24 protein-coding genes and 1 pseudogene are annotated in these 26,388 nt (G+C 74.3%); 15 read left to right on the plus strand and 10 right to left on the minus strand.

Features of this window, described 5'->3' with window-relative positions; translation table 11 throughout:
- Window positions 1-103: 103 nt before the first annotated feature.
- From EKG83_RS43360 to EKG83_RS43370, 3 genes are all read left to right on the plus strand, one after another.
- Window positions 104-871 (plus strand): hypothetical protein, encoded by a 768-nt coding sequence (locus EKG83_RS43360; protein ID WP_153278793.1) that lies wholly within the window; start codon window positions 104-106, stop codon window positions 869-871.
- Window positions 872-975: 104 nt separating this feature from the next.
- Window positions 976-1,539: an HhH-GPD-type base excision DNA repair protein gene (locus EKG83_RS43365; RefSeq protein WP_033433927.1), complete on the plus strand. Its 564-nt coding sequence runs from the start codon at window positions 976-978 to the stop codon at window positions 1,537-1,539.
- A gap of 289 nt (window positions 1,540-1,828) precedes the next feature.
- On the plus strand, window positions 1,829-3,256 hold the full coding sequence (locus EKG83_RS43370) for a serine/threonine-protein kinase (RefSeq protein ID WP_033433926.1): 1,428 nt from the start codon (window positions 1,829-1,831) through the stop codon (window positions 3,254-3,256).
- On the opposite strand, the gene EKG83_RS43375 is transcribed toward EKG83_RS43370, so the two are convergent.
- Window positions 3,190-4,389, minus strand: coding sequence for an MFS transporter (locus EKG83_RS43375; protein ID WP_033433925.1), 1,200 nt, complete (start codon window positions 4,387-4,389; stop codon window positions 3,190-3,192). The genes EKG83_RS43370 and EKG83_RS43375 overlap by 67 nt on opposite strands.
- Before the next feature lie 77 nt (window positions 4,390-4,466).
- On the opposite strand from EKG83_RS43375, the gene EKG83_RS43380 reads away from it, so the two are divergent.
- From EKG83_RS43380 to EKG83_RS43405, 7 genes are all read left to right on the plus strand, one after another.
- Window positions 4,467-4,784, plus strand: coding sequence for an ArsR/SmtB family transcription factor (locus EKG83_RS43380; protein ID WP_033433924.1), 318 nt, complete (start codon window positions 4,467-4,469; stop codon window positions 4,782-4,784).
- Window positions 4,785-4,925: 141 nt separating this feature from the next.
- On the plus strand, window positions 4,926-5,300 hold the full coding sequence (locus tag EKG83_RS48820) for a hypothetical protein (protein WP_228122422.1): 375 nt from the start codon (window positions 4,926-4,928) through the stop codon (window positions 5,298-5,300).
- Window positions 5,301-5,323: 23 nt separating this feature from the next.
- Window positions 5,324-5,626: an ABC-2 family transporter protein gene (locus EKG83_RS48825; RefSeq protein ID WP_265590349.1), complete on the plus strand. Its 303-nt coding sequence runs from the start codon at window positions 5,324-5,326 to the stop codon at window positions 5,624-5,626.
- Window positions 5,619-6,308, plus strand: coding sequence for an ABC transporter permease (locus EKG83_RS43390; RefSeq protein ID WP_033433923.1), 690 nt, complete (start codon window positions 5,619-5,621; stop codon window positions 6,306-6,308). Before EKG83_RS48825 ends, EKG83_RS43390 begins: the two co-directional genes overlap by 8 nt.
- The gene (locus EKG83_RS43395; RefSeq protein WP_033433922.1) at window positions 6,305-7,261 is read left to right on the plus strand and encodes an ABC transporter ATP-binding protein; all 957 of its coding nucleotides are present in this window, start codon (window positions 6,305-6,307) and stop codon (window positions 7,259-7,261) included. Before EKG83_RS43390 ends, EKG83_RS43395 begins: the two co-directional genes overlap by 4 nt.
- A gap of 40 nt (window positions 7,262-7,301) precedes the next feature.
- Window positions 7,302-7,697 carry a bacteriophage spanin2 family protein gene (locus tag EKG83_RS43400; RefSeq protein WP_033433921.1) on the plus strand — a complete coding sequence of 132 codons (396 nt, stop codon included), beginning with the start codon at window positions 7,302-7,304 and terminating at the stop codon, window positions 7,695-7,697.
- Between the two features lie 77 nt (window positions 7,698-7,774).
- Window positions 7,775-7,999 carry a DUF1918 domain-containing protein gene (locus tag EKG83_RS43405; protein WP_033433920.1) on the plus strand — a complete coding sequence of 75 codons (225 nt, stop codon included), beginning with the start codon at window positions 7,775-7,777 and terminating at the stop codon, window positions 7,997-7,999.
- Window positions 8,000-8,636: 637 nt separating this feature from the next.
- Here the strand turns inward: EKG83_RS43405 and EKG83_RS43410 are convergent.
- Both EKG83_RS43410 and EKG83_RS43415 read right to left on the minus strand, forming a co-directional pair.
- The gene (locus EKG83_RS43410; protein WP_033433918.1) at window positions 8,637-9,446 is read right to left on the minus strand and encodes an inositol monophosphatase family protein; all 810 of its coding nucleotides are present in this window, start codon (window positions 9,444-9,446) and stop codon (window positions 8,637-8,639) included.
- A 56-nt stretch (window positions 9,447-9,502) separates the two neighbouring features.
- Window positions 9,503-10,492, minus strand: a complete 990-nt coding sequence (locus EKG83_RS43415; protein WP_033433917.1) for a malate dehydrogenase — start codon at window positions 10,490-10,492, stop codon at window positions 9,503-9,505.
- Between the two features lie 156 nt (window positions 10,493-10,648).
- Here EKG83_RS43415 and EKG83_RS43420 point away from each other — a divergent pair, with 156 nt between their 5' ends.
- On the plus strand, window positions 10,649-11,236 hold the full coding sequence (locus EKG83_RS43420; protein WP_033433916.1) for a pentapeptide repeat-containing protein: 588 nt from the start codon (window positions 10,649-10,651) through the stop codon (window positions 11,234-11,236).
- A gap of 241 nt (window positions 11,237-11,477) precedes the next feature.
- On the opposite strand, the gene EKG83_RS43425 is transcribed toward EKG83_RS43420, so the two are convergent.
- From EKG83_RS43425 to EKG83_RS43455, 7 genes and pseudogenes are all read right to left on the minus strand, one after another.
- Complete coding sequence (locus EKG83_RS43425; protein ID WP_033433915.1) at window positions 11,478-14,201, minus strand: TNT domain-containing protein; 2,724 nt, start codon at window positions 14,199-14,201, stop codon at window positions 11,478-11,480.
- Window positions 14,202-14,278: 77 nt separating this feature from the next.
- Complete coding sequence (locus EKG83_RS43430; RefSeq protein ID WP_033433914.1) at window positions 14,279-15,820, minus strand: TNT domain-containing protein; 1,542 nt, start codon at window positions 15,818-15,820, stop codon at window positions 14,279-14,281.
- Entirely contained in the window at window positions 15,817-16,287 is a 471-nt protein-coding gene (locus tag EKG83_RS43435; RefSeq protein WP_033433913.1) for a hypothetical protein, read from the minus strand. Before EKG83_RS43435 ends, EKG83_RS43430 begins: the two co-directional genes overlap by 4 nt.
- Window positions 16,250-19,504 (minus strand): TNT domain-containing protein, encoded by a 3,255-nt coding sequence (locus EKG83_RS43440; RefSeq protein ID WP_153278794.1) that lies wholly within the window; start codon window positions 19,502-19,504, stop codon window positions 16,250-16,252. The genes EKG83_RS43435 and EKG83_RS43440 overlap by 38 nt, the downstream gene beginning before the upstream one ends.
- Window positions 19,505-21,709: 2,205 nt before the next feature.
- Window positions 21,710-22,099, minus strand: a pseudogene (locus EKG83_RS50080) (WXG100-like domain-containing protein); the annotation flags it as partial.
- A gap of 11 nt (window positions 22,100-22,110) precedes the next feature.
- Window positions 22,111-22,422: a WXG100 family type VII secretion target gene (locus tag EKG83_RS43450; RefSeq protein ID WP_051766600.1), complete on the minus strand. Its 312-nt coding sequence runs from the start codon at window positions 22,420-22,422 to the stop codon at window positions 22,111-22,113.
- A complete protein-coding gene (locus EKG83_RS43455; RefSeq protein ID WP_153278795.1) occupies window positions 22,419-22,919 on the minus strand; it encodes a YbaB/EbfC family nucleoid-associated protein in 501 nt (166 codons plus the stop codon). The genes EKG83_RS43450 and EKG83_RS43455 overlap by 4 nt, the downstream gene beginning before the upstream one ends.
- 110 nt (window positions 22,920-23,029) lie before the next feature.
- Here EKG83_RS43455 and EKG83_RS43460 point away from each other — a divergent pair, with 110 nt between their 5' ends.
- The 4 genes from EKG83_RS43460 to EKG83_RS43475 are packed head-to-tail and all read left to right on the plus strand — an operon-like array spanning window position 23,030 to window position 26,353.
- On the plus strand, window positions 23,030-24,241 hold the full coding sequence (locus EKG83_RS43460; protein WP_033433910.1) for an MFS transporter: 1,212 nt from the start codon (window positions 23,030-23,032) through the stop codon (window positions 24,239-24,241).
- Complete coding sequence (locus EKG83_RS43465) at window positions 24,234-25,166, plus strand: DMT family transporter (protein WP_084716917.1); 933 nt, start codon at window positions 24,234-24,236, stop codon at window positions 25,164-25,166. The genes EKG83_RS43460 and EKG83_RS43465 overlap by 8 nt, the downstream gene beginning before the upstream one ends.
- Before the next feature lie 13 nt (window positions 25,167-25,179).
- Window positions 25,180-26,037 carry a bifunctional methylenetetrahydrofolate dehydrogenase/methenyltetrahydrofolate cyclohydrolase gene (locus EKG83_RS43470; protein ID WP_033433908.1) on the plus strand — a complete coding sequence of 286 codons (858 nt, stop codon included), beginning with the start codon at window positions 25,180-25,182 and terminating at the stop codon, window positions 26,035-26,037.
- A gap of 19 nt (window positions 26,038-26,056) precedes the next feature.
- Window positions 26,057-26,353: a DUF3017 domain-containing protein gene (locus EKG83_RS43475; RefSeq protein ID WP_084716923.1), complete on the plus strand. Its 297-nt coding sequence runs from the start codon at window positions 26,057-26,059 to the stop codon at window positions 26,351-26,353.
- Window positions 26,354-26,388: the final 35 nt, after the last annotated feature.

Here is a 26,388-nt window from a genome sequence, read left to right on the forward strand (position 1 = left end):
CCGCGTTACCGACACGACTCCGAACGAGTGAAGAAAGGACAATCCGTAACAGAATCACCGACGGTCGCGATGCCTCAGTAAATCGGAACTGAGGACGTGCCCCATGACTTCACCCCAAAGCATTCACGAGCAGTACTCGCCTGTGCCGAAACCGCCGAAACCGAGCAGGTTCGGCGCCCTGGCGTGGACGGCGCTGATCCTGGGGATAGTGGGGGTCGTCGGTTCGCCGATCATCATCCTGAACAACCTCACCGCCGTCGCGGCGGGCGTCGGACTGGTGCTCGGCGTCATCGCGCTGTTCGGCACCCGGAAGGTCCTCGCGGTCGCCGGCACGGCGCTCTGCGTCCTCGCCGTCGTCTTCACCGTCATGGCGCAGGCCGCCGCCGTGAAGGAACTCGACGAGATCATCGGCGGCACGACCAACGAGGGTCGGGTGGGCAGCGGCGGCACCACCGCCCAGACCGACGCCGCCCAGACCCCGCCCACCTGGGGACAGCGCTACACGTGGCGGGACGGCCTGGCCGTCGAGGTCTCCGCCCCGACGACGTGCGCACCGGGCCAGTACGCCGCCCCCCAGGGCGTGGTCCGCGGCGCCAAGGTGACCGTCACGATCGTCAACGGCACCGACAAGGCGTTCGACACGGCCCTGCTGTCCCTGGGCGACGCCCAGTTCGACGGCAGGAAAGCCGAATCCGTGTTCGACAGCAACGGCCCGTGCGGTGGCGGCGGTTTCGAGAGCACCACGGTGCTGCCGGGCAAGACGTACACCTACGAGTCGGCCTTCTCGGTGGGCGCGCAGCCCGGCGAACTCCAGATCACGCTGCAACCCGGGTTCGGCGACGACAAGGCCGTTTTCGTGGGCCAGGCTTAGCCGAAATCCCCATTTCGGCGAGCATCCGCCAGAATTCGGTGCCGGGAGACGGCATTACCACCGCGCCACCTCCCGGCACCGCGGGTCGGGCACACCGTGCCACCATGTCCCGCATGGTGTGCCTGGCGCAGAACCCCGAAGCCGACGAACTGCTGGCCAACGACATGTTCGCCCTGCTCGTCGGCATGATGCTCGACCAGCAGATCCCGATGGAGAAGGCGTTCAGCGGCCCCAAGGTGCTGGCCGACCGGCTCGGCGCGTTCTCGCCGCAGGCCATCGCGGACGCCGACGCCGACCGGTTCGCGGCCCTCATGGCGCAACCACCCGCCGTGCACCGGTTTCCCGGGTCGATGGCCGGGCGGGTGCAGGCGTTGGCGCGGGCCGTCGTGGAGGGGTACGGCGGGGACGTCACCGCCATCTGGGCCGACGGGGACGGGGCGGCCGTGCTCAAGCGGCTCAAGGGGTTGCCCGGGTTCGGGGACCAGAAGGCGCGGATCTTCCTGGCCCTGCTGGGCAAGCAGTTCGACGTTCAGCCCGACGGGTGGCGGGAGGCGGCCGGGGCCTACGGGGAGGCCGGGTCGCGGCGCAGTGTGGCCGACGTGGTGGACCGGGTCTCCCTGGGCGAGGTCAGGGAGTTCAAGAAGGCCGCCAAAGCCGCGAAGAAGTGACGTCCGGTTCGGTGGACGTCGCGGGTGGGGGCTCGGGGGTTCTTCGTCGCCCTGCTCGCGGGTGAGGTGAGCACCACCGCGAGCACCGCGGCGGCCTGCTCACCCTCCGGGGTGCACGACCGCCACCTGCCCCGGGGCCGGCGCGACCCGGCTTCTCCGCCGGCGGGAGCCGGGGCCGGGGCGGGTTCAAAGGGACCAGCACCCCCTACACCGGCAGCGGGCCGGAGCTGCCCGGACCGGACGGCGGGAACGCGTCCACCAACCGATCCCCCGCGGTTAGAGTCCCGGCGTGCAGTTGCCGGGACTCTCCGACCTCACCCCGCTCGGCCGGGGCGGGTTCGCCACCGTCTACCGCGCCCGCCAGGTCCACCTCGACCGCGACGTCGCCGTCAAGGTCGACGACCGGGTGCTGCGGACCGAGCGGGACCGGCGGCGGTTCCTGCGCGAGGTCCACGCCGCCGCCCGCCTGTCCGGGCACCCGCACGTCGTCTCGGTGCACGACGCGAACTTCACCCCCGAGGGCACGCCCTACCTGGTGATGGAGCTGTGCGCGGGCGGGTCGCTGGCCGACCTGGTGCGGCGCGAGGGGCGGCTGCCCGCCGAGCGCGTGCGGCAGCTCGGGGTGCAGCTCGCGGACGCGCTGGCGGTCGCCCACGCCGAGGGCGTCCTGCACCGCGACATCAAGCCCGGCAACATCCTGCTCGACCGGTACGGCACGGCGAAGCTGGCCGACTTCGGGCTGGCCGCGCTGCTGGACGCCGAGGGCTCCAGCACCGTCACCCGCGACTCGCTGAGCCCCAGCTACGCGCCGCCCGAGGCGTTCGCGATGGCGCACCCGACGCCGGCCGCGGACGTGTACTCGCTCGCCGCCACCCTGTACGACCTGCTCGCCGGCAGGCCGCCGCGGCCGGTGCCGTGGCCGATCGAGTCGTTCGACCACCTCGGTGAGGTGCTGCGCTCGCCCGTGCCGCCGGTGCCGGGGGTGCCGCGCGACCTGCACGAGGCGCTGGTGCGGGCGTTGGAGCCCGACGTCGCGCACCGGACGCCCAGCGCCGCCCGCCTGCGCCAGGAGCTGGCCGGGGCGACCACGCCCCGGCCACCGCTCCAGCCCCGACCCCAGCCGGCACCGCGGTACGTCGCCCCCCTGTCGTCACCCGTCCCGGTGAAGCGGAAGCCGTGGCCGCTGGTGGTCGGCGCGGCGGTGCTGGCCGTGGTCGTCGCGGGCGGCACGTGGTGGTGGGCGACCCGCGGCACCGCCGCCGCCGGTCAGCCCTCCGACCCGACGACCACCACCGGAACCACCGGAACCACCGGCACCGGAACCCGGACCGACCCGCCGCCGTACCTCGCGCAGTGCGGCACGGGCTTCTGCGTCGACAGGCCCACCTGCTACCACGGCATCAACAACGCCGGTGGCCAGGCCGCCACCGCCCGCCGCACCGCCGACTGCTCGGTCGAGCACTTCTGGGAGGCGTTCGCGGGCGGCTGGTTGTCGGGGCCGGTGCCCAGGGTCGGCAGCGACGAGCTGGCGCGGGCCGCCGAGGTGGCCGGGGTGTGCACGAGGGAGGCGATGCTGGCCAACACCCGCCCGAAGGTGGACACCTCGACCTGGGAGATCACCGCGGTGGGCTTCACCGACGGCGACCGCGCCTACTTCCACTGCCTGGCCAGCGAGCCCGCCGCGGGCGAGGTCACCACCAGCGCCTTCGGCTCCTGAACGGGCCGCAGCGCGAACACCAGCAGCACCAGCGCCACCACGGCGGGCAGGGCGGCGACCGGCGCCAGCGGCACCAGGCCGAACCGGTCGACCACCAGCCCGCCGAACACGCCGGACAGGCCCACGCCGAGGTAGATCGCGGACGCGTTGAGCGAGAGCAGCAGGCCGCTGTTGGCGGGCGCGAGCTGGATCAGCCTGCTCTGGATCGGCGGGTTGGCCGACCAGGTCAGCGCGCCCCAGGCGAACAGCGCGACCGCCGCGGTCACCGGGGTGGTCGTGGTCAGCGGCAGGGTGGCCAGCACGACCACGCAGGCGCCGAACAGCACCAGCAGCAGCCTGCCGGTGTCGAACCGGTCGGTGAGCCGGCCCGCGCCCCAGTTGCCGGCCATCGCGCCCAGGCCGTAGGCGACGAGCAGCGCGCCGACCGCGCCACCCGACACGCCCGCGGTCTCGGCCAGCAGCGGTGCGATGAAGTTGAACACCGAGAACGCCGCCAGGCAGGCCAGCACGGTCAGCGCCAGCACCATGAGCACCCGGCGGTCCGCGGCCGGGGCGAAGCGCGCGCGCAGGCCCACGGCCGGCGGCGCGTCCAGGCTCGGCAGCCACAGCCGCAGCGCGACCGCGGCCAGCGCGGAGACGACCGCGATCACCGCGAACACGCCCCGGTAGCCCAGGGGGCCGCCCAGCAGGTTGCTCGCGGGCACGCCCAGGACCAGCGAGGTGGTCAGGCCGCCGAACACCAGGGCGACCGCCCGGCCGCGGTGCTCCGGCGGGTTCAGCACGGTCGCGAACAGCGTGGCGCCGGGCGTGTAGACGGCCGCGCCGAGGGCGCTGACGACCCGCGCGACCAGCAGCAGCTCGTAGTTCGGCGCGATCGCGGCCAGCAGGTTCCCGGCCGCCGAGACGCCGAGCGCGGCCACCAGGAGCGTGCGGCGCTCCCACCGGCCGGTGAGCGCGGCCAGCAGCGGTGACGAGATCGCGTAGGCGATGGCGAACGCGGTGAGCAGCTGCCCGGCGGTGGCGTGCGAGACGTGCAGCTCCTCGCTCACCGCGGGCAGCACCCCGGACACGACGTAGCCGCTCGTGCCGACGGCGAACGCGCCGGCGGCCAGCAGGTGGGTGCGGGCTGACATGGGTTCCTTCCCCCGACGAATGAACTTCGACAGGAAACGTACTACGAAAATCATCAAAGTTCGACTGATCTCGTATTATGGGCGCCATGACGAGCCTGCTCCCCCACCCCGCACGGGAGGAGATCCGCATCGAGGCGGTGCTGCACGCGCTGGCCGACCCGGTGCGGCTGCGGATCGTGCGGGCCCTGGCCGAGCACGCGGACGGCCTGTCCTGCGGCGTGCTGGACCTGGGCGTCACCGCGTCGACGCTCACCCACCACGTGCGCACGCTGCGGGAGGCGGGCGTGGTGCACGTCCGGCCGCGCGGCACCTCGCGGATCAGCACGCTGCGGCGCGACGACCTCGACGCGCTCTACCCCGGCCTGCTCAACGGCCTCCTGGCGGCACCCCGCTAGGCACCCCCTGAGGCCCCCGCCAGCGCGGCCGTAAACCGTTTGCCGGCCTTCCCAGGGTTGACAGACGTGCGCGCTTACGCCCGTTTAGCGCTGGCAGGGTTCCGCAGGTACTCCACCTACCGACAGGCGATGTTCGCCGGCATGGCGACCAACGTCGTCTTCGGCGTGCTCCGGCTCGCCGTGCTGACCGCGGCCGTCTCGCAGGGCCCCATCGCGGGCTACGACGTCGCCGCCACCTCCACCTACACCTGGCTGGGCCAGGGCCTGGTGGCCTTCGTCGTGCTGTGGGGCGACCGGCAGCTCTCCGACCGCGTCCGCACCGGCGACGTCGTGGTCGACCTCTACCGCCCCTGGCACCTCCAACCGGCCCTGTACGCCGAGGACGTCGGCCGCGCCGGGTACGCGCTCCTGGTGCGGTTCGGCCCGCCGGTCGCGGTGGGCGCGCTGCTCTTCCCTTCCGGTGGCCCGCACCGGGCACGCTGCCCGCGTTCGCGGTCAGCCTGGCGCTGGCCCTGACGGTCAGCTTCGGCCTGCGGTTCCTGCTCAACGCCACCGCGTTCTGGCTGCTGGACAACCGCGGCCTGCTCCAGCTCTACACCCTGTCCACCTGGCTGCTGTGCGGCCTGGCCGTGCCGCTGGCCTTCTTCCCCGACTGGGCCCGGACCGCGCTGTGGTTCACGCCCTTCCCGGCCGTGCTCCAGGCGCCGATCGACGTGTTCCTGGAGCGCGGTCCACAGTGGATCACCCTGGCGCACCAGGCGTTCTGGGCGGTCGCCGTGCTCGCGCTGGGCCACCTGGTGCTCCGGCTGGCCGTGCGCAGGGTGGTGGTGCAGGGTGGCTGACCCCGTCTACCCCAGGCTCGTCGCCGCGCGCCTGCGCGGCCAGGCGTCCTACCGGGTGTCGTTCGCCCTCCAGTGCCTCACCGCGGGCCTCGCGTTCGGCGTGGCCGACCTGGTCGCGGGCCAGCTCGACGAGCTGCCCGCCCACATCCGCACCGGTTCCTTCGACGTCCTGCTGCTGCGCCCCCTGAGCACGCTCGCCCAGGTGCTGACCGCGGACCTGCACCTGCGCAAGGTCGGCCGCGTGCTGGCGAGCCTGGCCACGCTGGTCTGGGCGTTGGCGCGCAACGACGTCGCGTGGTCGCCCGCCACCGCGCTGCTGCTGGTGGTCACGCCGGTCTGCGGCGCGGTGATCTTCGCGGCGGTCTGGGTGGTGGCCAACGCGCTGTGCTTCTGGCTGGTCGACGGCCAGGAGCTGGCCAACGCCGCCACCTACGGCAGCAACGCGTTCACCTCCTACCCGCTGACCGTCTACGGCCCGCTGCCGCGCCGGCTGTTCGCCTTCGTCCTGCCCGGGGCGTTCGTCGCCTACTACCCCGCCCTGGCCCTGCTCGACCGGCCCGACCCGCTCGGCGGCCCCGCGCTGCTGTGCTGGCTGTCGCCGCCGGTGGCCCTGCTCACCGCCACCGCCGCCGTCCTGGTGTGGCGCTTCGCCGTCCGGCACCACCGGGGGACTGGATCATGATCGAGGTTCGCGACCTGCGCCGCGAGTTCACCCTGACCACCAGGACCGGCCGGTTCCGGCGGGAGCGGCGCACCGTGCGCGCGGTCGACGCGGTGAGCTTCGACGTCGCCGCGGGCGAGGCGGTCGGCTACGTCGGCCCCAACGGGGCGGGCAAGTCCACCACCATCAAGGTGCTCACCGGCATCCTGGTGCCGACCTGCGGGCACGTCCGGGTGTCCGGTGTGGACCCGTCGCGGTCGCGGCGCGAGCTGGCCCGGCGCATCGGCGTGGTGTTCGGCCGGCGCAGCCAGCTGTGGTGGGACCTGCCCCTGCGGGACAGCTTCGACCTGCTGCGGGCCATCTACCGGGTGCCCGCGGCGGCCCACGCCGAGCGCCTGCGGGAGTGCGCGGAGCTGCTCGACCTCGGGCCGTTCCTGGGCACCCCGGTCCGCCGGCTCTCGCTGGGCCGGCGGATGCGCGGCGAGGTCACCGCCGCCCTGCTGCACGCCCCGGAGCTGCTGGTCCTGGACGAGCCGACGATCGGGTTGGACCTGGAGTCCAAGGAGCGCCTGCGCGAGTTCCTGGCCGAGCTGAACACCCGGCGCGGCACCACCCTGCTGCTCACCACGCACGACCTGGACGACATCGAGCGGCTGTGCCCGCGGCTGGTCGTCATCGACCGGGGCACCGTGCTGGCCGACGGCCCGCTGGACGGGCTGCGCGCCGAGGTGACCCCCGAACGGGTGCTCGTGGTGGACCTGGAGGAGCCCGCGGCCGACCTGTCCGGGCTGCCGGGCGTCACCTCGGCGCGCAGCGAGCTGAACGGCATGCGCCACCACCTGGTGTTCCGCCGCGCGGAGACCACGGCCGCCGCGCTCATCGCGGCGGTCGCGACCCGGGCCGCCGTGCACGACATCAGCGTGGGCGAACCGGAAATCGACGACGTCGTGCGGCGGCTCTACGCGCGTCGGTAGAGTCGGGCGAAACGGGCATCACCAACGAACGGAGCCACCCATGCGCGCAGGTCGTCCGATCGCCACCGCCGTGCTGGCGCTGGGCCTCGTCGGCGCGGTCTCCGGGTGCGAGGCCGTCCAGGAGGCGCAGGACACGGCCAACCAGGTCGGCCAGGCGGCCGACAAGGCGCAGCTGTGCCTCGACGCCCTCAAGCTGGCCGGCTTCACGCCCGACGCGACCGACCCGCAGAAGGCCGTGGAGGAGACCAAGCAGAAGGCCCAGGAGCTCAACGACCTCGCCGCCAAGGCCGGCGACACCACGCTCAAGGAGGCCATCGACGGCGTGTCGACCTCCATGCAGCAGGTGACCCCGGACGACCTGAGCCCGGCCAACATCGCCGCGTGGTCGCAGGAGAAGCTGGACCGGGTGGCGAAGCTGTCGAACGCCTGCGCCTGAGCCGAACTGAGCGGAAATACCACCCTGTCGGTACCTTCGGAACAGTCCTACGCTGTGACGCACCGGAGGTGTTGCAGATGCACGCGACAGTAGGCGACCGGTTGCACGTCCACAGCCGCGCGGTGGGCCTCGACGAGACGATCGGCGAGATCCTGGAGGTCCGCGGCTCGGGAGGTGCGCCCCCGTACCTGGTCCGCTTCTCCGACGGCCACGAAGGGCTGGTCTACCCCGGCCCGGACAGCCTGGTGGAGCCCAGGACCCCCGAGTCACCCAGGATCAAGGACTCGATCCCGGCGCGGTAGCGCGGCACCGGGCCGGCCCCCTCGGCCCGGACGGCCGCGGCCCGTGAACGCCCACACCGCGGTGAGCAGCACGGCGGGGGCACGTCCCCCCGCCCCGCGACCGCGCCCGGAAGCGGTAGTCCACAGTGGACTACGCCCTCCCGGCGCGCAGCGGTGCGCGCGGGAACGCGTCCTCGAAGGCACGCACCCGATCGGCTGGTTCCGCGCCCACGGCCGCCACACCTACGGCCGCCGTGCCCACGCCCGCCGCGCCTGCTCCGCCGCGCCCACGCCTGCCGCGCCCACGCCTGCCGCGCCCACGGCCCACCGCCCGCCGCCCGCCGCCCGCCGCGACCGTCCCGCCGCGCCTACGCCCGCCACACCCAACGCCCGCCGCGACCGACGCCTCCGCAGCGTCCGCCGAGTCCTGCCGCGCGGCGCGGATCAACCCGGTGCGCCCCTTGCCCCGGCGATGGAGCGCGGGCCCGTCACACCCGTGCACCCGGTCACCGCACGGACCGCGCGGACCGCCGAGCGGTACCGAACAGCCTGGTGGACAGCGTGAGCGAAACGGTCACTTGGGAGCGCTCCCGCACCGTTTCGCCGACGCCGCCGCCCTGATCGTTACTCCCTGACCTGCTTTTTCACTCGTTCGTGTTCAGCCGAGGATGGTGGCGATGAGCTCGTCGGCCAGTTCGGGGCTCGCCGCCGCGATCCCCGACCACCGGCGGGTCAGGTCCGGGTCGAAGGTCAGCGGCCGGCCGTGCAGGTCGAGCAGCACGCCGCCAGCCGCGGGCACCGTCACCAGGGCCGCGATCAGGTCCATCAGGCGGTGGGTGTCCGAACCGGGGTCGGCGAACGCGTCCACCGCACCCTCCGCGACCAGCATGGCCTCCAGGCACGTCGTGCACAGCACGCGCACCCGGTCGGCCTGGTTCGCCACCCGCAGCCACGCCTCCTCGGTGCCGCGCTTGGGGCGCAGCAGGCACACGTTCGCGCCCTTGAGCGCGGTGCGGCCGGTGGTGCGGAACGGCGTGGGCTCGCCCGCCCGGGCGTGCCAGCTGCGGCCGGTGTCGAACCAGGTGGTCAGCGCCTCGACCGGCCGGTCGTCCAGCACGAGCGCGCCCGCGAAGCACGACAGCGGCACGCCCGTGGCGGCGTTGGCGGACCCGTCCACCGGGTCGACCACCAGGGTGGCGGCGGAGCCGTGGTCGAGGAAGCCGGCCTCCTCCGACAGCAGGTTCACCCCCGCCGCCCGGGCCGCCTCGGCGACGGCCGCCTCCACGATCTCGTCCACGCGCATGGTCGGCGTGCCGTCCGCGCCGTCGGCGACCTCCTCGCGCAGCTGGGCGCGGGTGAAGCGCCCGCGGGCCTCGCCGTAGGCGCCGGCGGCGGCGCGGGCGGTCGCGGCGAGCGCCGGGTGGACGTCGGCGGGCAGGTCGGGCGCGGGCACGGGCCAGGGGTTCATGCGCCCAACATGCCACGGGAGGGCCACCCGCGGGCGGCCCTCCCGTGCGGTGTCGCTCAGATCAGGCCCAGGGCCTGCACCGCGTCGCGCTCCTCGACCAGCTCCGCCACGGAGGCGTCGATGCGGCCGCGGGAGAACTCGTCGATCTCCAGGCCCTGCACGATCGAGTACTTGCCGTCCTCCACGGTCACCGGGAAGGAGGAGATCAGGCCCTCGGGCACGCCGTAGGAGCCGTCGGACGGCACGGCCATGGAGACCCAGTCGCCCTCGGCGGTGCCGTTGACCCAGTCGTAGACGTGGTCGATCGCCGCGTTGGCCGCCGACGCCGCCGAGGACGCGCCGCGCGCCTCGATGATCGCCGCGCCGCGCTTGGCGACGGTCGGGATGAAGTCGTTCTCCAGCCACGCCTGGTCGTCGACCGCCTCGGCGGCGACCCGGCCGTTGACCTCGGCGTGGAACAGGTCGGGGTACTGGGTGGCCGAGTGGTTGCCCCAGATCGTCATCTTCTTGATGTCGGTGATGGACACGCCGAGCTTCTTGGCCAGCTGCGACAGGGCGCGGTTGTGGTCGAGGCGGGTCATCGCGGTGAACCGCTCGGCGGGCACGTCCGGCGCGTGGCGCTGGGCGATCAGGGCGTTGGTGTTGGCCGGGTTGCCGACCACCAGCACGCGCACGTCGTCCGCCGCGCCCGCGTTGATCGCCTCGCCCTGCGGCTTGAAGATGCCGCCGTTGGCCTCCAGCAGGTCGCCGCGCTCCATGCCCTTGGTGCGCGGGCGGGCGCCCACCAGCAGCGCCACGTTCACGCCGTCGAAGGCGGTCTTGGCGTCGTCGGTGATGTCGATGCCGGACAGCAGCGGGAACGCGCAGTCGTCCAGCTCCATCGCGGTGCCCTCGGCGGCCTTGACGGCCTGCGGGATCTCCAGCAGGCGCAGCCGGACCGGGACGTCGGCGCCCAGCAGCTGGCCGGAGGCGATGCGGAACAGCAGTGCGTAGCCGATCTGGCCGGCCGCACCGGTGACGGTGACATTCACGGGCGTGCGGGTCATGAGCCTTCCCGAATGTTGTGGCTTCAGTCCTCGGGCACGACCACTAGGCAGGCTGACGACCTGTCAGCGGCGGTCTCTACACCGGGACCGCGGCGCCGGGCGGGTTGCCCGGCAGGTCGGAGGTTACCAACTGGTGGACGATGACAAGGTGTGACAGTGAACATCATCGGCGAGGACTACTCGGACGCGGTCTTGAACGGGCAGCGGTGGGAGGGCCGGTCGTTCGTCCGGTGCGACTTCACCGAGGCCGACATGCGGGGGTTGGTGACGTCGGGCTGCACGTTCACCGAGTGCACGTTCGACCGCGCCGACCTGGGCGGGTCCGCGCACCGGGCGTCGGCGTTCCGGTCGTGCCGGTTCAAGGGCGCGGTGCTGGCTTCGGCCTCGTTCACCTCGTGCACGTGGCTGGGCTCGACGTTCGTCGACTGCGCGCTGCGGTCGATCACCCTGGAGGAGACCGATCTCACCCTCGCGAGCCTGACCGGGGCGCGCCTGCGCAAGGCCCCGCTGCGCGGCCTGCGCCTGCGCGAGGCCAACCTGGAGGACGCCGACCTGCGCGACGCGGACCTGCGCGACACCGACCTGACCGGCGCACGCCTGCGCGGCACCCTCCTGGAGGGCGCCGACCTGCGCGGCGCGCGCCTGGACCCCAACGGCCTGGTGCAGGCCACCCTGCGCGGCGCCCACGTCGACCTGGACACCGCCGTCGCCTTCGCCGCCGCCCACGGCCTGAAGATCACCTGACCACCCCTGAACGCAGAACTCGGGGGCCCTGAACGTTCGACACACCGGTCCTGGAGGTTCAACTCGCGAGTCCCCACCGCATGACACGCCGGACTTGAACGCATGACACGCCGGTCGAAAGCCCGGGAACCCGGGCGTGTCATGCGTTCAGGCTCGGCGTGTCATGCGGTCGGGGTGGGCGAGTCGAACGTTCAGGACCCCCGTGTCGAACGTTGGGGACCCCCGAGTTCTGCGTTCGCGGTCAGTGGGTGGGGGCTTCCTGGTTGGCGACCTCGACCAGGGCGCCGTCGGCGATCATGTCGTCGATCGACTTCGGCATCAGGTAGGCGGTGCCGCCGCCCGGCTGCTCGAACCACGGCACGGCCACGCCGGTCAGCACCTCGACCGGGCGGCGCAGGCGGTACACCCGGTAGGGGCGGTTGACCCACGACGGCACGAGCGAGCGCTGCGGGAACGGGGTGCCCGCGGCGTAGACCAGGTTGCCCGAGCCGTCGCCGAAGCGGTCGACCTCCATGCCCGGCGGCAGCTCGGTCATCTTCTTGTGCCGGAACAGGGTGAGCGGCGGTTCGCCGCTCATCGGGTTGATCGGCCACGTGCGCGACGACTTCGGCTCCGGCTGGCGGTCCTGGCGGTCGGCGGGCGGGACGGGGCCGGCGGGCGGTTCGACCGGCGGGCGCCGGTCCGGCGGCGCGGGGCGGCGCGGCGGCTGGGGCTCCTCGCGGAAGCCGTTGTTCACCGGCGGGCGCGGGCGCTGCTGGGGCGGCGGGGGCGGTGGCGGCAGCGGGTTCGGGCGCGGCGGGCGGCGGTGCGCGAGGACCAGCTTGCCGACGAGGTAGGCGGCGGCGTCCTCGACGCGGTCGAAGCGGACCGGGTTGGTGGGGCCGTGGTCGAACCACGACACCTCCCAGTCCTGGCCCTCGGTGCGCAGCAGCCACGTGCGGTCGGCCGGTTCGCCGCCGAACCGGTAGGCGGCGGGCGGCACGTCGAACTCGTCGAGCGCGCGCCGGACGTTGGCCAGCTCCCGCTCCTCCTCCGGGGTGACCTGGCGTGGCTCGACCACCTGCGGCGGCGGGGGCGGGGTGGGGGTCGCGTCGCGGAACGGTTGCGCGGCCTCGGCGAACCGGTCGGGCGCCTGGTCGGCGAAGGGCGGCGGCACCTGTTCGGCGAACTGGCCGGCGGGCGGCGCGTCCGTGAACCGGTCGGCCGGCGGCGCGTCCGCGAACCGGTCGGCCGGCGGGGCGTCGGCGAACCGGTCGGGCTGCGGTGCCTGGTCGGCGGGCTCCGGTCGCTGGTCGGTGAACTGGGCCGGGGCGTCGGTGAACTGCGTGGGGGGCTCGGCGTACTGGGTCGGGGTGTCGACGAACGGCGCGGGCTCCTGCTCCGCGTGCGACCCGGCCCCCTGCGCGGCCTCCTCGGCGAACGGCTGCTCCGCGAACTGCCGCTCAGCGAAGGGCTGCTCAGCGAAGGGCTGCTCGTCGAACGACCGCTCGGCGAACGGCTGCTCGGCCGCCTCCTCGAAGTCGTGCCGGTCGTGCTCGTGCCGGTCGTGCTCGTGCCGGTCGTGCTCGTCGAACCGGGCGTCCTCGCGCTCCCCGGCACCCTCGTCGTCCCCACCCACCGGGGGCGCGTCGAACGGCTCGTCCTCGCGCGCCTGGTAGAGCTGCTCCTGGTCGACCTCGAACTCGGCGGTCACCTCGTCCGGCGTCGGCTGCTCCACCACCGGCTCGGCGGGCGCCTCCTCGCGCGCCTGCGCGGCGGGCTCCTCCGGGGCCTCCCCGCCCCGCGCGGGCTCCGGCTCCTCGTCCGAGAACGGGTTCCACGCCTGCGTGTCGTTCAGCTCCCGCTGCTCGTACTGGGCGGGCGTGAACAGGTCCATGCCCTCCACGTAGGTCTCGCGCCGGTACCGGTCGTCGATGACCGGGCCGTCCTCCTCGAACCGCACCCGGTACGGCGGCCCGTCCTGCTCGTACTCGACGGCCTCCGGCTTGACGTCGCCCAGGTCGGCGGTCCGCTCGACGTCGGCCCGCCCGCCCGGCTCGTCGTCGCCCACCAGCTCCGGCAGCGGCGCCGCGACCGTCGCGCCCACCTCGGCCGGCGGCTCGGCGGACGCCTCGACCGGTTCGGCCACCGGCAGCGCGGTGCCCTGCGGCGCGGCCGGCGCGCCGAGGTTCGCCGCGGCGGCGACGCGCGCCTCCTCGGTCACCTCCGGCAGCACGAAGTCCTGCGCCTTGGCCCGCTCCACCAGCTCCGGCTCCGGCGGCACGCCGTAGGCCCGCAGGTAGTAGCCGACCGCCGCGGGCCAGATCCACAGCCCGTCGGTCTGGAACGCCACCGGCACCACCTGCGGCGCGTCCGGGTTCAGCACGTCCGCGTCGAACCCGCGCCCCACCACCGCGACCGGCGCGCGGTCGAGGTAGCTCAGCAGCAGGTCGCGGTCGGCCTCGGCCACGGGCGGTCGGTTCACCGACGGCCGGCCGCCGGGTCCCGCGCCGTCGAAGACGCGGGCCGTGCGGAACGCGCGGGGCGGCGGCGGTGCCTGCTGGAGCTTGCGGCGCAGCCAGTCCGGCACGTTCTCGTCCGTGCGCGGGAAGAACCGCATCTCGTCCAGGTACGCCTGCGGTGGCGGCGGGGTCTGCCAGGAGGGCTCGTTGCGGTCGAAGTCCAGGTTGTAGCTGGACGGGTGGTCGAGCTGGTAGCGGGCGTTGGACCAGCTGCCCCGGCCCTCCCGGTACATGCCCGCGCGCAGCCGCGCGAACAGCGCCGCCACCTCCTGGGGCGGCGACCAGGCGCGCAGGGCACCGTCGGCCGACCTGACCTCGGCGGACAGCTCGGAGTACCGACCCGTCGCGCGGTACTCCGCCGTCACGTGGCGCCACTCCTCGGGAGCGGCCCGCATCAGCGTGAGGCCGATCTGCTTGACCAGTGCATCCTGCTCGGTCGGGTTCAGCGGCTTCAGCTCGGACACGTGCAACATCTTCCCCCGCGACGCACCGTACCCGCACGGGACCCCGCTGGGCCGAACGGACTAATAACGCCCCGCGTTCACCCCTGGACCTTCGGTGGCGGCGGCTGCGTGGTCACCTCCGGCACCTCCACCAGGGTCCCGTCCGCCAGCAGGTCCTGCACCGACGTGGCGAGGAAGTAGCCCGTGCCGCCGCCGACCTGCCCGAACCACGGCACCGCGACGCCCTGGAGCGCGGGCACCGGCTTCTGCACCCGATACACGTGGTAGCGGCGGTTCAGCCAATCCGGTGGCAGCGAGCGGTTGCCGAACATCGTGCCCGCCGCGTAGACGAGGTTGCCGGCCTCGGTGCCGAACCGATCCAGTTCGGTGCCGACCGGCAGGACCACGGGCTCGCGGTCGCGGAACAGCGACAGCGGCGGCTCGTCGGGCAGCGGCTGGATGTCCGGCACGAGCCGCACCGCGTCGGGCCGGGCGGCGGCCTGGCCCGCCCGCACCCCGTCCAGGTCCGGGCGCCACAGCAGCTCGGCGAGCAGCGCCTTCGCCGCGTCCACGGCGTGCTCGTGCACGCGCGGCCTGCCGTGCGGGCCGCGGCTGCCGTCCCAGAACTGCACCTGCCAGCCGGACGGGCCGGGCGCGGGCTCGATCACCAGCGCGTCCGGCTTGGGCTCGACGATGCCGTACTCGTCCTCGCCCACCCCGAAGTGGTCCAGCCGCGCCTTGAGCTGCTCCAGCGCCCGCCGGTCGGCCTCGGTGATCACCCGCGGGTGGTACTCGGGCAGCTCGGCGCCCGGCGCGCGCCCGGTGGCCACGGCGGTCGCCGCGGCCTCGGCCTGCGGCGACACCTCGGGCACGGCGTAGCCGTTGTCGCGGATGTGCTGCACGAGCTGCGGGACCGGCGCGACGCGGTGCTTGCGCAGGTAGTAGGCCACCGCGCCGGGCCACACCCAGGTGCCGTCGGTGTGGAAGGACAGCGGGACGGCGGCCGTCGCGGACGGGTCGAGCACGTCCGGCCCGTAGGAGCGGGCGGCCAGCACGACCGGCGCGCCCTCCAGGTAGGCCAGGACGTCGTCGAGCTCCTGCGGGTGCACGGCCGGCCGGTCGCGCACCTGGCCGTCGGCCCCGTCGAACACCGGCGCCGCGTGGATCAGGCCCGGGTCGATCCGGGCGGCGCCGACCTGGGCCGGCGCGGCGAGCCCGGCGCGTTCCCGCAGCCACGCGGGCAGCGCGTCGTCGTCGCGCGGGTAGGTCTCCAGCTCTTCGAGGTAGTGCTCCCGCGCCGGCGGCCGGGTCCAGTCCGGCTCCTGGTCGCGGTTGAACTCCGCCGAGTAGGTGTCGGGGTGCACGAGGTGGAACTTCACCGACAGCCAGGTGCCCCGGCCCGGCCGCGCCATGCCGTCGCGCAGCTGCACGAAGAACGGCAGCGCGGCCTCGGGCAGCTCCCACTCGAACGACGAGCCGAACATGGTCAGCCCGGAGACCTGCGCCTCCAGGTGGCGGCCGACCATCCGGAAGTCGACCCACAGCTGCTCCCAGTCGCCCGGCAGGCGCTGCACCAGCAGCGTGGTGACCGAGCCGAGGACGGCGTTCTGGTCCTCGACGTCGAGCTGGGGGGCGGTCATGCGTTCTGCTCCTCGGTGCTCGCCTCGACGAGCTTGGCGCGCAGCCAGTCGGGGACGTAGGCGTCGTCACGGGGGAAGACCTGGAGGTCCCGGGCGAAGTCGGCGGCCGGGACCGGCGGCGTGAACAGCGGGTCGTGGTCGAAGTTGTAGGTGATGTCGATGCGGACCGGCGCGTTGACCACGCACCGCGCCGAGAACCACGTGCCGCGACCCGGCTGGTGCAGCACCTGCCGCATCTCCTGGAACGCCGCGGTCAGGCCCTCCGGCGGGAACACGTCGGGCGTGCTCCCGTCCGGCATGTAGACCGTCATCGCCACGTCCTGCACGGCCACCGTCATCCGCACCAGCACGTCGATCCGCCGGAAGCCCTCCGGAGCGACGTCCAGCAGCATGCCGCCGATCAGCTGGAGCAGCTCGTCGTGGCGCTGCTCAGAAGTCGGCCGGCCAGAGGGCTGCGTTGTGCTCATTCGGGTAGCTCCTGACGTAGATCTCGGTGGTGCCGTCGTCGAGCGTCACGCGCCAGCGCGTCTGGTACGTGTGCGGGTGCCGTTGCAGCGGGTCTCTCAGGGCGAACGTGTCGATCATCTCGACCGTACCGCCGGACCTCATGAACGCGGCGCGGTCCCGCTCCATGCGGTGCCAGGTCTCCTCGGTGACGAACGCCGGCCGCTCGTTGCCCTGGTTCTGGTCGCGCTGCTGGCTCGACTGGTTGGCCGCCTCGCCGGGACCACCGGTCTCGTTGCCCTGGTGGTGCCCGCCGTCGGAGAGCTTCCGGCCGTTCGAGTCCACCTCGCCGTGCGTGCCCACGTCGAGCTGCGCGGCGCTGTCGCGGCGGATCGCCCCGCCCGAGGACAGGTCGGGCCGGCCGGTCGTGGCGACCGTCTCGCCGTCGCCGTTGGTGCGGCCGCGCCACGTGTCGTTGTCCGCGACCAGCACGGCGTTGGGCAGCGGGTTGTTCAGGTCGGGGCTGAACGGGCGGAACGTGTGGACGTGCGAGGTGGTGCCGTCGCCGCCGGTCTGGAACGTGCCGTAGCCCTGGCCCTTGTGGTCGTCGAGCACGAACCGGGTGTTCGGCGGCAGGTCGGCGCGGGCCGAGAACGGGTCCCGGTTGTCGTACGGGCGCAGCACGGCGTCGCGCTGCTGCTGCGTCCAGCCGCTGGTGTCGCCGCCGACCACCTGGACCGAGTACTGCCACTCGCCGTCGACCTTGACGCGCTCGACGGCCAGCCGGACCTCGCCGTTGGCGGGCGTCGGCCAGTGCTGCGCGGGCTGCTCGGCCCGGCCGAGGCCGTAGAAGCCGTCGGAGGTGATCTGCGCGTGCGCCGGTGCCCGCGTGATCTCGTTGTTCACCCGGCTGCGCTGGCCCGAGAAGGTGTCCTCGAACACCACGTGGCCGTGCTCGTCGGTGAGGAACCGGCCGCGGTGCTGGCCGTGCTCGTCGGAGACGACGTACTCGGTGTTCGGGTCGTGCAGCTGGCCGGGCCGGCTGAACGGCTCGCCCTGCGCCAGGTCGGTGACCGGGGTCTGCCTGGTCGTGGTCGGCTCGGTGCGCGCCACGGCGTCCTGCGGGTGGCCGTCGGCGTTGGTGGTGAACTCCTGGTGCAGCGGCCCGCGGTCGATGTTGTAGTTCACGCCGCGCCCGGCGTGCGTGACCTCGGGGTTGCGGGTGTCGTTGGCCAGGTAGTCCGGTGCGGCCACCCACCTGGGCAGACCCGTGGCGTCGGTCTGCACCGTGCCCCGGTACGTGCCGTCGGTGTCGTAGACCTCCATGCGCGTGTCCGGCGGGAGGTCGGTGCGGGCGGTGAACGCCTCGCCCGGCCGGGGCGCGAGCGGGTGGTTCGCGTCGATCACCTGGCGGCCGTTGGCGGGCTCGGGGACCGGCTCGACCGGCACGGTGCGCTCGACCGGGACGACCCGGTCGCCGACCTTGATGGTGTCCTGCGTGGTCGCCCGCGTGCCGTCCGGGTTGGCCACGAACACGTCGTGCCGGTGACCGACCTCGACGCGGTAGTGGGCGTTCGGCGCGGGGTGCCTGACCTCCGGGTTGTCGCCGTGGCGGGTGTTCGGCGCGACGGCGTCGACGTAGACCCGGCCGTCGGCGTCGACGTGGATGGTGGTGCGGACGTTGCCGTCCTCGCCCAGCACGGTGATCCGCGTGTTGGGCGGCAGGTCCTCGCCGCTGCGGAAGTACGACTGGTCGTCGCGCAGGCTCACCCGGCGCTCGTGCTCGGTGTGCGGGGCCGACCACGGCTCCTGCACCTGCGGCTCGATGTCCTGGCGGCCGCGGTGGGCCTGGTCGTCGCCCGCCAGGTCGCCCTTCGGCTCGTGGCCGGGCGGCATGCCGTTCTCGCCGACCGGGGCGTGCGTGCCGTCGGGCTCGAACGCGTGCCAGCCGCCGTCCGGCGGGATCCGCGGGCCGCCGGCCTCGTTGGGCGAGCTGGCGTAGACGTTGCCGTGCTGGTCGGACCAGGCGAGGGTGTCCGGCGCGATGACCCGCTGGCCGGTCTCGCGGGCCACGTGCGCGGCGAGGCTGTTCTCCCCGCCCGCGCCCGCGTCGCAGCCGACCAGGACGATCGGCCGGCCCGCCAGGTCCGGGTGGTTGTTGATCAGCTCGACCAGCTCGGCGCGGGTGTAGTGCGTGTCGCCGATGCGGACGCCGTCGCCGTCGGTGTGGATGTCGAGGACGACGTGGTCGTCGCTGCGCGGGATGCGGGCGGACAGGTCGCGCAGCCGGTCCTCGGTGTGCAGGGCGACGCCCGAACCGGTGACCTGGCTGTTGCGGATGGCCTGGTCGACGCGCTGGGACACCTCGCCGAGCGGGATCGGGCCCCGGTGGGCGACCGCGCCGAGGTCCGGGTTCGGGACGGGGTTCGCGGGGCCGTCCGCCGGGGTGTAGTCGTCGAACGCGCCGTTCCGCGCGTCGGCGACCGACGCGGTGTCGGGCCTGAGCACGTTGCCGTCGCGGTCGAACGTGCCGAAGTCGGGCGCGAGCACCCGGCCGTCGGCGGGCGGCACGTCGACCTCGCGCATGATGCCGAGGTCGATCAGCCGCTGCACGCTCATCCGGCCCGTGGCGGGGTCGACGAGGTCCGGGCTCGCCACCGGCTGGAGCTGGCGGGCGCCGCCGTCCTGGTCGAACGCCGGGGCGACGGTGGACAGCTCGACGGTGAGCGGGGCGTCCAGGACGTAGACGTGGTAGCCCTTGCCGAGGCTGTCGGGCATGATCGCGCGCTCGCCGAAGCCGTACGGCTTGCCGTCCGGGCCCAGCGGGGAGAGGAAGTCGCCGCCCGGGGAACCGAACCGGTCGAGCACGGTGCCCGCCGGCAGCTCCACGACCACGCGCGGGCCGTCCGCGCCCTGGTTCGGCGGCCAGGCGATGCTGCCGTCCGGGTTGGAGTGGGCCTGCGTGAAGTCGGCGAAGTTCCCGTGAGGGCCGTAGGGCTGGTAGGTGGGCTCGACGATGGCGGCGGCGCGCTGGTCGTAGGTGCCGACGGACTGGTCCGCGGGGCCCGTGCTGTCGTGCACCGAGTGGTACGGGCCGTCGTGGGAGAAGCCGGGGACCACGCCGGCCGGTTGACCCCAGACGTTCTTGTTGGGGAACGGGTCGGTGGGGGTGGTGCCCGGGGTGGCCGGGGTGGGGTCCGCGGTCGGGGTGGTGTCGGCGGGCCACTCGTGGCTGGACACCGGGGAGTGCTCGTCGCCGGGGGTGCCGGTGAGGTCGGCGGGGGTGTCCGGGGTGGGGGGGGTGTCCGGGGTGGTGCCGTCCGGGGTGGTGCCGTCCGGGGTGGGACCACTGGTCGGCGCCGGGCCGTCGGTCGGCGGGGTCGACGGGTCGGTGCCGCGCGATGCGGGTGCGTCGGTGCCGCGCGATGCCGGGGCCGGGGCGTCCGAGCGGGGCGGTGCGATGGGACCGGCGTCGGCGCGCGGCGTGACCGGGCGCGGCGCGGGTTCCGGGGTGCGGGCGGGGGTGGCGCCGTCCGGACGAACCGGGGCGGCGGGACCACCGGGGTGCTGACCGGTCGGCCCGAACCCACCCGGCTGAGGACCGAAACCACCGGGCTGAGGACCAAAACCACCCGGTTGGGGCCCGAAACCACCCGGCTGCGACGCGGCCGGGGGCTGAGCGGCCGGCGGCTGGACCGGACCGCGCTGCTCCGGCATCGACACGGGCCCGACATCGCGGATCGGCTGGACCGGCGCACCGGTCAACGAACTGGCGCTGACCGCGTCGGTCCCGCGGACGTCGTGGTCCCCGCCGGAGGGAGCGTCGAAGTACCCGCCCGCGGACGGCGCGACGGGCCCACGCCCGCCACCACCGCCACCACCGGCGGGAGCCCCGCTGGGAGGCGGCATGAACCCCGCCCCACCGGCCATCGGAGCACCGGCGGCGGGGTTGCCCGAAGGCGTCGGACCACCGGCCGCCGGAACACCGTTGCCGGCGGGTGCGGCAGGAGCGGCGTGAGCGGGAGCCGCACCGGCGGTGGGCTGGACACCGGGCGTGGGGCCACCGGTCGGCAGCGGACCACCCGTCGGCACTCCCCCGGCAGGCATCCCGGCACCCGGAACTCCGCCCGGCGTCGAACCACCCGGAGTCGGAATACTCGGAGTCGAACCGGAAGGCGTCCCGCCAGGCGTGGGACCGCCGGGCGTCACCCCGCTGTTCGAAGGCCCGGCGTGCGAGGGTCCGGCAGGCGAAGCCGCGGCGTGCGAAGGCCCAGCAGAGGAAGGCCCAGCAGGCGAAGCACCAACGTGCGAGGGCCCGCCAAGCGAGGTCCCCCCAACAGCAGGCCCACCAGTCCGAACCCCGGGCGCAGCACCCCCGCCCTGACCAGGCGTGAAAGCCGACCCACCCGGCACCGGCCCACCAGCAGGCACCCCACCGGGCCCCCGACCGGCAGACCCACCAGGCGCAGACCCACCAGGCGCAGACCCACCAGGCGCAGACCCACCAGGCGCGGCCCCACCAACAGGAGCCCCACCCGCGGGCGCCCCACCACCGAGCCGACTGCCGATGGACGGAGCCGCCCCACCGGTACCGGCCGAGGTGGGCACCGAAGCACCACCGGTCCGCCCACCAGACGAACCACCAGACGAACCACCAGGCGAACCACCAGGAGCACCCCCGGGCGCCCCGGTGAACGCCGAGGGCCCGGCCGGAACCCCACCGGGCGAACCACCGTGCGACCCGGCGGAGTCACCGACCGAGGGCGGCGCGCTCACCGCGGGCCCGGGAGCGGGCGGCGCGGCCACCGCGGAAGTCGAGGTCGCACCGGGCAGCCGGTTCAACCCGTCCCGGTTCACCGCGGGCCCGTCGGGCACCCCGCTCGGCGAACCACCGGGCGAACCGGCCGGCGTCCGGTCGGGCCCGCCCACCACGGGCGGCGGCGGCACGACGTTCGGCGCACCGCCCTCCGGCCCGCCGACGTCGACCCGCGGCGGCTCGACCGACAGCCCGTCCTTCGCCCCGCCGATCCCGCCGGACACCGCACCGGCGGACGCGCCCATCAGCACGTCCTTCACCGAGATGTCCTGCCCCAGGGCCGCCGCCGTGCCGACCGTGGACACCATGCCCTCGACCGCGCCGCGGCCGGCGCCGACCGCGACCTGCCCGGCCAGCCCGCCACCCTGGAACTTCAGCCCGCCGGACACGCCGCCGACCAGGCCGGACACCACGCCGGAGACCGCGGCCTCGGTCGTCTTGCCCCAGTCCCACGACGTCCGGTCGCCGCGCACGACCTGCACCAGCTGGATGGCCGCGTCGATGCCCACCGAGATCGCGACCTCGCGCAGGATCGCGATGACGAGCTGCCGGAACGTGAACTGCACGATCAGCCGGGTCGCCTGCTGCGCGATGGGGATGCCCGCGGTGGTCGCGCCGAACGTGCCGAACGCCGCGGCGACCAGCGCGGCGATCTCGATCGCCAGCGCGATCAGCGACGCGATGATCGACAGCTTGGTGTACTCCACCTCCAGCGCGGTGTTGTCGCAGCTCTCGGCCAGCTGCTCGCAGACCTTCGCCAGCTTCGGCAGGTAGGAGTCGTCGCCGTCGGCGAACTTCTTCCAGTACTCCTCGAACCGCTGGACCGCCTCGCCGGTCTGGCTGGCGAACACCGTCGACGCGGCGCCGTTGCCCTCGTCGAGCACGGCCTTCACGCCCTCGGCGGCGGTCCGGTAGGCATCGGCCATGCGCCGCAGCGCCGTCTCGTCGCCCTCCGGCCAGCTCTGCCCGACCACGATCGGGAAGAGCCAGGTGACCTCGCTCGGGATCTCGATGCCCACCGCAGTCCCCCTCAGTACACCCGGGAGATCCCGGTCGCGTTGCCCTGGTCCGAGCCCTCGTACGCGTCGGCGGTCTGCTGCACCCCGGTGCCGATGTCGGCCAGGGCCTGCGCGAGCGTGCCGAACGCCTCCAGCGTCGCCTGCGAGTTGGGCACGTAGCTCTTCGCGAACGCCTGCCCGGACTCGTCACCGCCCCAGCACTGCCCCTCGGCCTGCAACGCCGAGGTCAACGCCTGGAGCACCCCGTCCAGCGAGTCGCCGGCCGCGGCGAACTGCCCGGCGCCCCGACGCAGGCCGGGGACACTGACCTCGTAACCGCTCACCAGCCACTCCTGTCCATGACGCTGTCGCCTTCGTCGTCGTCGGGCGGTGCGGGCCGCCGTGACGGCGCCCGGTCCTGCGGCACGACCGGCGGCTTGGGGATGAGGTCCGAGAGCGACGGGACGCCGGGCAGCATCTCGGACAGGTCGATGCCGGGGCCCTGCTGCGCCGGGGCCAGCACGTCGTTCAGCTCGGTCCGCGCCTTGGCGACGGCCTCCCGCACGGTCTCGGTGACGAGCCGGGCCAGGCGGTCGGGGGTGGTGCGGTCGAACGCGTTCGCGGTGAGCTCCAGCGACGTCAGCGCGCCCGCCGAGTCGACGGTGGCGCGCACCGTGCCGTCCTTGGACGCCGCGGTCGCCGTGATCGCCATGGCGCGCGCCTGCGTCTCCTGGAGCTGCTCGGTCTTCTTCCGCAACTCGCCCAGGAGGGAGTCGACGTGCTCGCGCATGGCGGCGTTGCGCGCCTCCAACTCGGCCCGCCGTCCTGTCGGATCGGTCACAGCAGTCCCCTCGTGAGCACCGGTGCAGAGGTGCTGACGCTAACCGAGGTCCCCCGGTTCCACGGATATTCCGAAGGGCTTGTCGGTCCGGGGAGGCAGAGTGTGTCACCGTGCTGCGCCCGTACCGAGAACTCGCCGCCGTGCCCCACCTGCCCCGGTTGCTGCTGTGGTCGATGGTCGGCCGCGTGCACCTGCCGGGGACGCCGCTGGCCGTGTCCTTCCTGATAGCGGGGTGGACGGGCTCGTACGCGGTGGCCGGCGTGGTCGGCGCGGCGCTGACCCTGGGCATGGGGGTGGCGGGGCCGCTGCGCGGACGTGCGGCAGACCGAAGTCCCGCCCGGCGCCTGCTGCTGGTGACGTCCTGCGGCTACGGCGTCGGCATCGCGGTGCTCGGCCTGCTGCCCGCGGTGCTGCCCGCCTCGGCGTGGGCGCCCGCCGTGGTGGTGGCGTTCCTGACCGGGCTGTCCACCCCGCCGGTGACGGCGATGAGCCGGGCGAGCTTCCCGCGCCTGGCCACCGGCGCCGCGCGGCAGGCGGTGTTCACCGTCGAGGCGTCCCTCCAGGAAGTCCTCTACATCGTGGGCCCGGCGCTGGCCGCGACCGTGGTGGCGGTGTGGCACCCGCGGGCGGCGCTGTGGCTGTGCGGCGCGCTGGCGGTGCTCGGCGCGATCGGGTTCGGCGCGGCCCTGCGCCGGGCGGGCCTGGACGAGCCGGTGGCCCGGGAGGCCGGGGCGGGCGAGCGGACGACGCTGATGGCGAACGCACCGCTGGTGCTGGCGCTGCTGTCGGCGCTGTGCATGGTGGCGTCGCTGGTGAGCATCGACATGGTGATCGTCGCCTGGGCCCGTGACCTGGGCACGCCCGCGCTGGCCGGGGTGCTCGCCGCGGTGTGGGGCGTCGGCTCGACGGTCGGCGGGCTGATCGCGGGCGGGCTGGCCGGGCGCGCCCACTACGCGCGGCGGGTGCTGCTGCTGGCGCTGGGCGTGGCGCCGCTGGTGCTCGTGCTGCCGCCGGTGCTGGAACCCTCGCCGGCGTGGCTGATCGGCCTGGTGCTGGGCATCGGCGGGATGGCGATCGCACCGGCCATCGCGGCGGGCAACCAGCGGATCAGCGAGCTGGCGCCGGACGAGCGCAAGGCCGAGGCGTTCGGCTGGATGAGCACGTTCACCACGGCGGGTTCCGCGCTGGCGCTGCCGCTGGCCGGGTCGCTGCTCGACCACGTCGGACCGGCCGCGGCCGCCGGGGCGAGCACGGCCGCGGCGCTGCTCGGCGCGCTGCTGGCGACCCGGGTCCGGGTGCGGAGCGCTGTTCCGGTTGGGTAGGTGGGTCCGGCCGTTCGGTGCGCTCATCGCGGTCGTGGGCGGCGCGTTCCTGGCCGTGCAGGGTCGGGTGAACGGCGAGCTGGGGCACGTGTTCGACGACGGGTTCGCGGCCGCGCTGGTGTCGTTCGGCGGCGGGCTGGTGCTGCTGCTGGCGGCGGTGCCGACGACGGCCGCCGGGCGGGCCGGGTTCGCGCGGCTGGGCGCCGCGCTGCGCGGCGGGCGCATCCGCTGGTGGCAGTGCCTCGGCGGGGCGTGCGGCGCGTTCTGGGTGTCCTCGCAGGGGCTGGCGGTCTCGGCGCTGGGCGTGGCGGTGTTCACCGTCGCCGGGGTCGCCGCGCAGGCGGTGAGCAGCCTGCTGGTGGACCGGGCGGGGTGGGGCCCGGCCGGTCGGGTGGCGCTGACCTGGCCGCGCGTGCTGGGCGCCGGGCTGGCCGTGGTGGCGGTCGCGGTGGCCGTGTCGGACGAGTTCGGCGACCCGTCGGCGCTGTGGCTCGCGCTGCTGCCCGCCCTGGCCGGGCTCGGGCTGGGCTGGCAGCAGGCGGCGAACGGGCTGGTCCGCGAGGCCGCGGGCAGCACCAGGGTGACCACCCTGGTCAACTTCGGCGTCGGCACGGTGGTGCTGCTGGCGGTGTGCGCGGTGGACGTGGCGGTGCGCGGGCTGCCCGACGCCGCGCCCGCCGAGCCGTGGTTCTACGCGGGCGGCGCGCTGGGCGTGGTCACCATCAGCACGGCCGTGCTCGCGGTGCGGTGGCTGGGCGTGCTGCTGGTGGGGCTGTGCCAGGTGGCCGGTCAGCTCCTCGGCGCGCTGGCGGTGGACGTGCTGGCTCCCGCCGCAGGTGGGCGGCTGTCCGCCTGGACCGTGGCCGGTACCGCGTTGACGCTGCTGGCGGTGGTGGTCGCCGCGCTGCCCGCGCGGCGGGAATGAGAGGATGAGGTCCGTGACTGCGACGATCCTCAACGGCAGGGCCACCAGGGACGCGATCTTCGAGGACCTGCGCGCGCGGGTCGCCGCGCTGCGCGAGCGCGGGGTGTCGGTGGGGCTGGCCACCGTGCTGGTCGGCGACGACCCGGGCTCGCACTCGTACGTGCGGGGCAAGCACAAGGCGTGCGAGAAGGTCGGCATCACCTCGATCCGCCGCGACCTGCCCGCGGACACCACGCAGGAACAGCTCGAACAGGTCATCGACGAGCTCAACGCCGACCCGGCGTGCACCGCGTACATCGTGCAGCTGCCGCTGCCCAAGCACCTGGACCCGAACCCGATCCTGGAGCGCATCGACCCGCGCAAGGACGGCGACGGCCTGCACCCGGTCAACCTGGGCAAGCTCGTGCTCGGCGACCAGGCCCCGCTGCCCGCGACGCCGCGCGGCGTGGTGGAGCTGCTGCGCCGCTACGACGTGCCGCTGGCGGGCGCGAACGTGACCGTGGTGGGTCGCGGCGTGACGGTCGGCCGCCCGATCGGGCTACTGCTGACCCGTCGTTCGGAGAACGCCACGGTGACGCTGTGCCACACCGGCACCAAGGACCTGGCCGCCGAGGTGCGGCGGGCGGACATCGTGGTGGCGGGCGCGGGCAGCCCCGGCCTGATCACCGCGGACATGGTCAAGCCCGGCGCGGCCGTGGTCGACGTCGGCATCACCCGCACGGAGGCCGGCCTGGTCGGCGACGTTCACCCGGACGTGGCCGAAGTGGCCGGGTTCCTCGCCCCGATCCCGGGCGGCGCGGGCCCGATGACCATCGCCATGCTGCTGACCAACACGGTCGAGGCGGCCGAGCGCGACCTCGCGACGGCCTAGGGCGGGAGCGGTGGAGCTGTTGCCGGAGCAGCGCTGGCGGTCGGCGGCGGGCAGGCACCTGCCGTTCGCGCTGGTGCTGGGCGTGGTCGCGTTGGGGCTCGTGCGGATCGTGCAGTACCACTGGCGGCAGGGCGCGGTGCTGATCGGCGTCGCGCTGCTGGTCGCCGCGCTGCTGCGGGTGCTGGTGACCGACGAGCAGGCGGGGTTGATCGCGATCCGGGGACGCGGCGTGGACGCGCTGCTGTACTCCGGGTTGGGCTTCGCGGTCATCGTGGTGGCGATGACGATCATCGGCGGGCCACTGGACCGCTACTGACCCGCGGGCTTCTGCCGCCGACCCGCGGGCTTCTG

The sequence above is a fragment of the Saccharothrix syringae genome, from assembly GCF_009498035.1.
Classification (GTDB): domain Bacteria; phylum Actinomycetota; class Actinomycetes; order Mycobacteriales; family Pseudonocardiaceae; genus Actinosynnema; species Actinosynnema syringae.

Bases quoted from the DNA above. Each gene is read 5' to 3' on its own strand.
- EKG83_RS43360 (WP_153278793.1), top strand. From the start codon at position 104: ATGACTTCACCCCAAAGCATTCACGAGCAGTACTCGCCTGTGCCGAAA.
- EKG83_RS43405 (WP_033433920.1), top strand. From the start codon at position 7,775: ATGCACGCGACAGTAGGCGACCGGTTGCACGTCCACAGCCGCGCGGTG.
- EKG83_RS43435 (WP_033433913.1), bottom strand. From the start codon at position 16,287: ATGAGCACAACGCAGCCCTCTGGCCGGCCGACTTCTGAGCAGCGCCAC.
- EKG83_RS43365 (WP_033433927.1), top strand. From the start codon at position 976: ATGTCCCGCATGGTGTGCCTGGCGCAGAACCCCGAAGCCGACGAACTG.
- EKG83_RS48820 (WP_228122422.1), top strand. From the start codon at position 4,926: ATGGCGACCAACGTCGTCTTCGGCGTGCTCCGGCTCGCCGTGCTGACC.
- EKG83_RS43395 (WP_033433922.1), top strand. From the start codon at position 6,305: ATGATCGAGGTTCGCGACCTGCGCCGCGAGTTCACCCTGACCACCAGG.
- EKG83_RS43430 (WP_033433914.1), bottom strand. From the start codon at position 15,820: ATGACCGCCCCCCAGCTCGACGTCGAGGACCAGAACGCCGTCCTCGGC.
- EKG83_RS43380 (WP_033433924.1), top strand. From the start codon at position 4,467: ATGGGCGCCATGACGAGCCTGCTCCCCCACCCCGCACGGGAGGAGATC.
- EKG83_RS43410 (WP_033433918.1), bottom strand. From the start codon at position 9,446: ATGAACCCCTGGCCCGTGCCCGCGCCCGACCTGCCCGCCGACGTCCAC.
- EKG83_RS43400 (WP_033433921.1), top strand. From the start codon at position 7,302: ATGCGCGCAGGTCGTCCGATCGCCACCGCCGTGCTGGCGCTGGGCCTC.
- EKG83_RS43375 (WP_033433925.1), bottom strand. From the start codon at position 4,389: ATGTCAGCCCGCACCCACCTGCTGGCCGCCGGCGCGTTCGCCGTCGGC.
- EKG83_RS43415 (WP_033433917.1), bottom strand. From the start codon at position 10,492: ATGACCCGCACGCCCGTGAATGTCACCGTCACCGGTGCGGCCGGCCAG.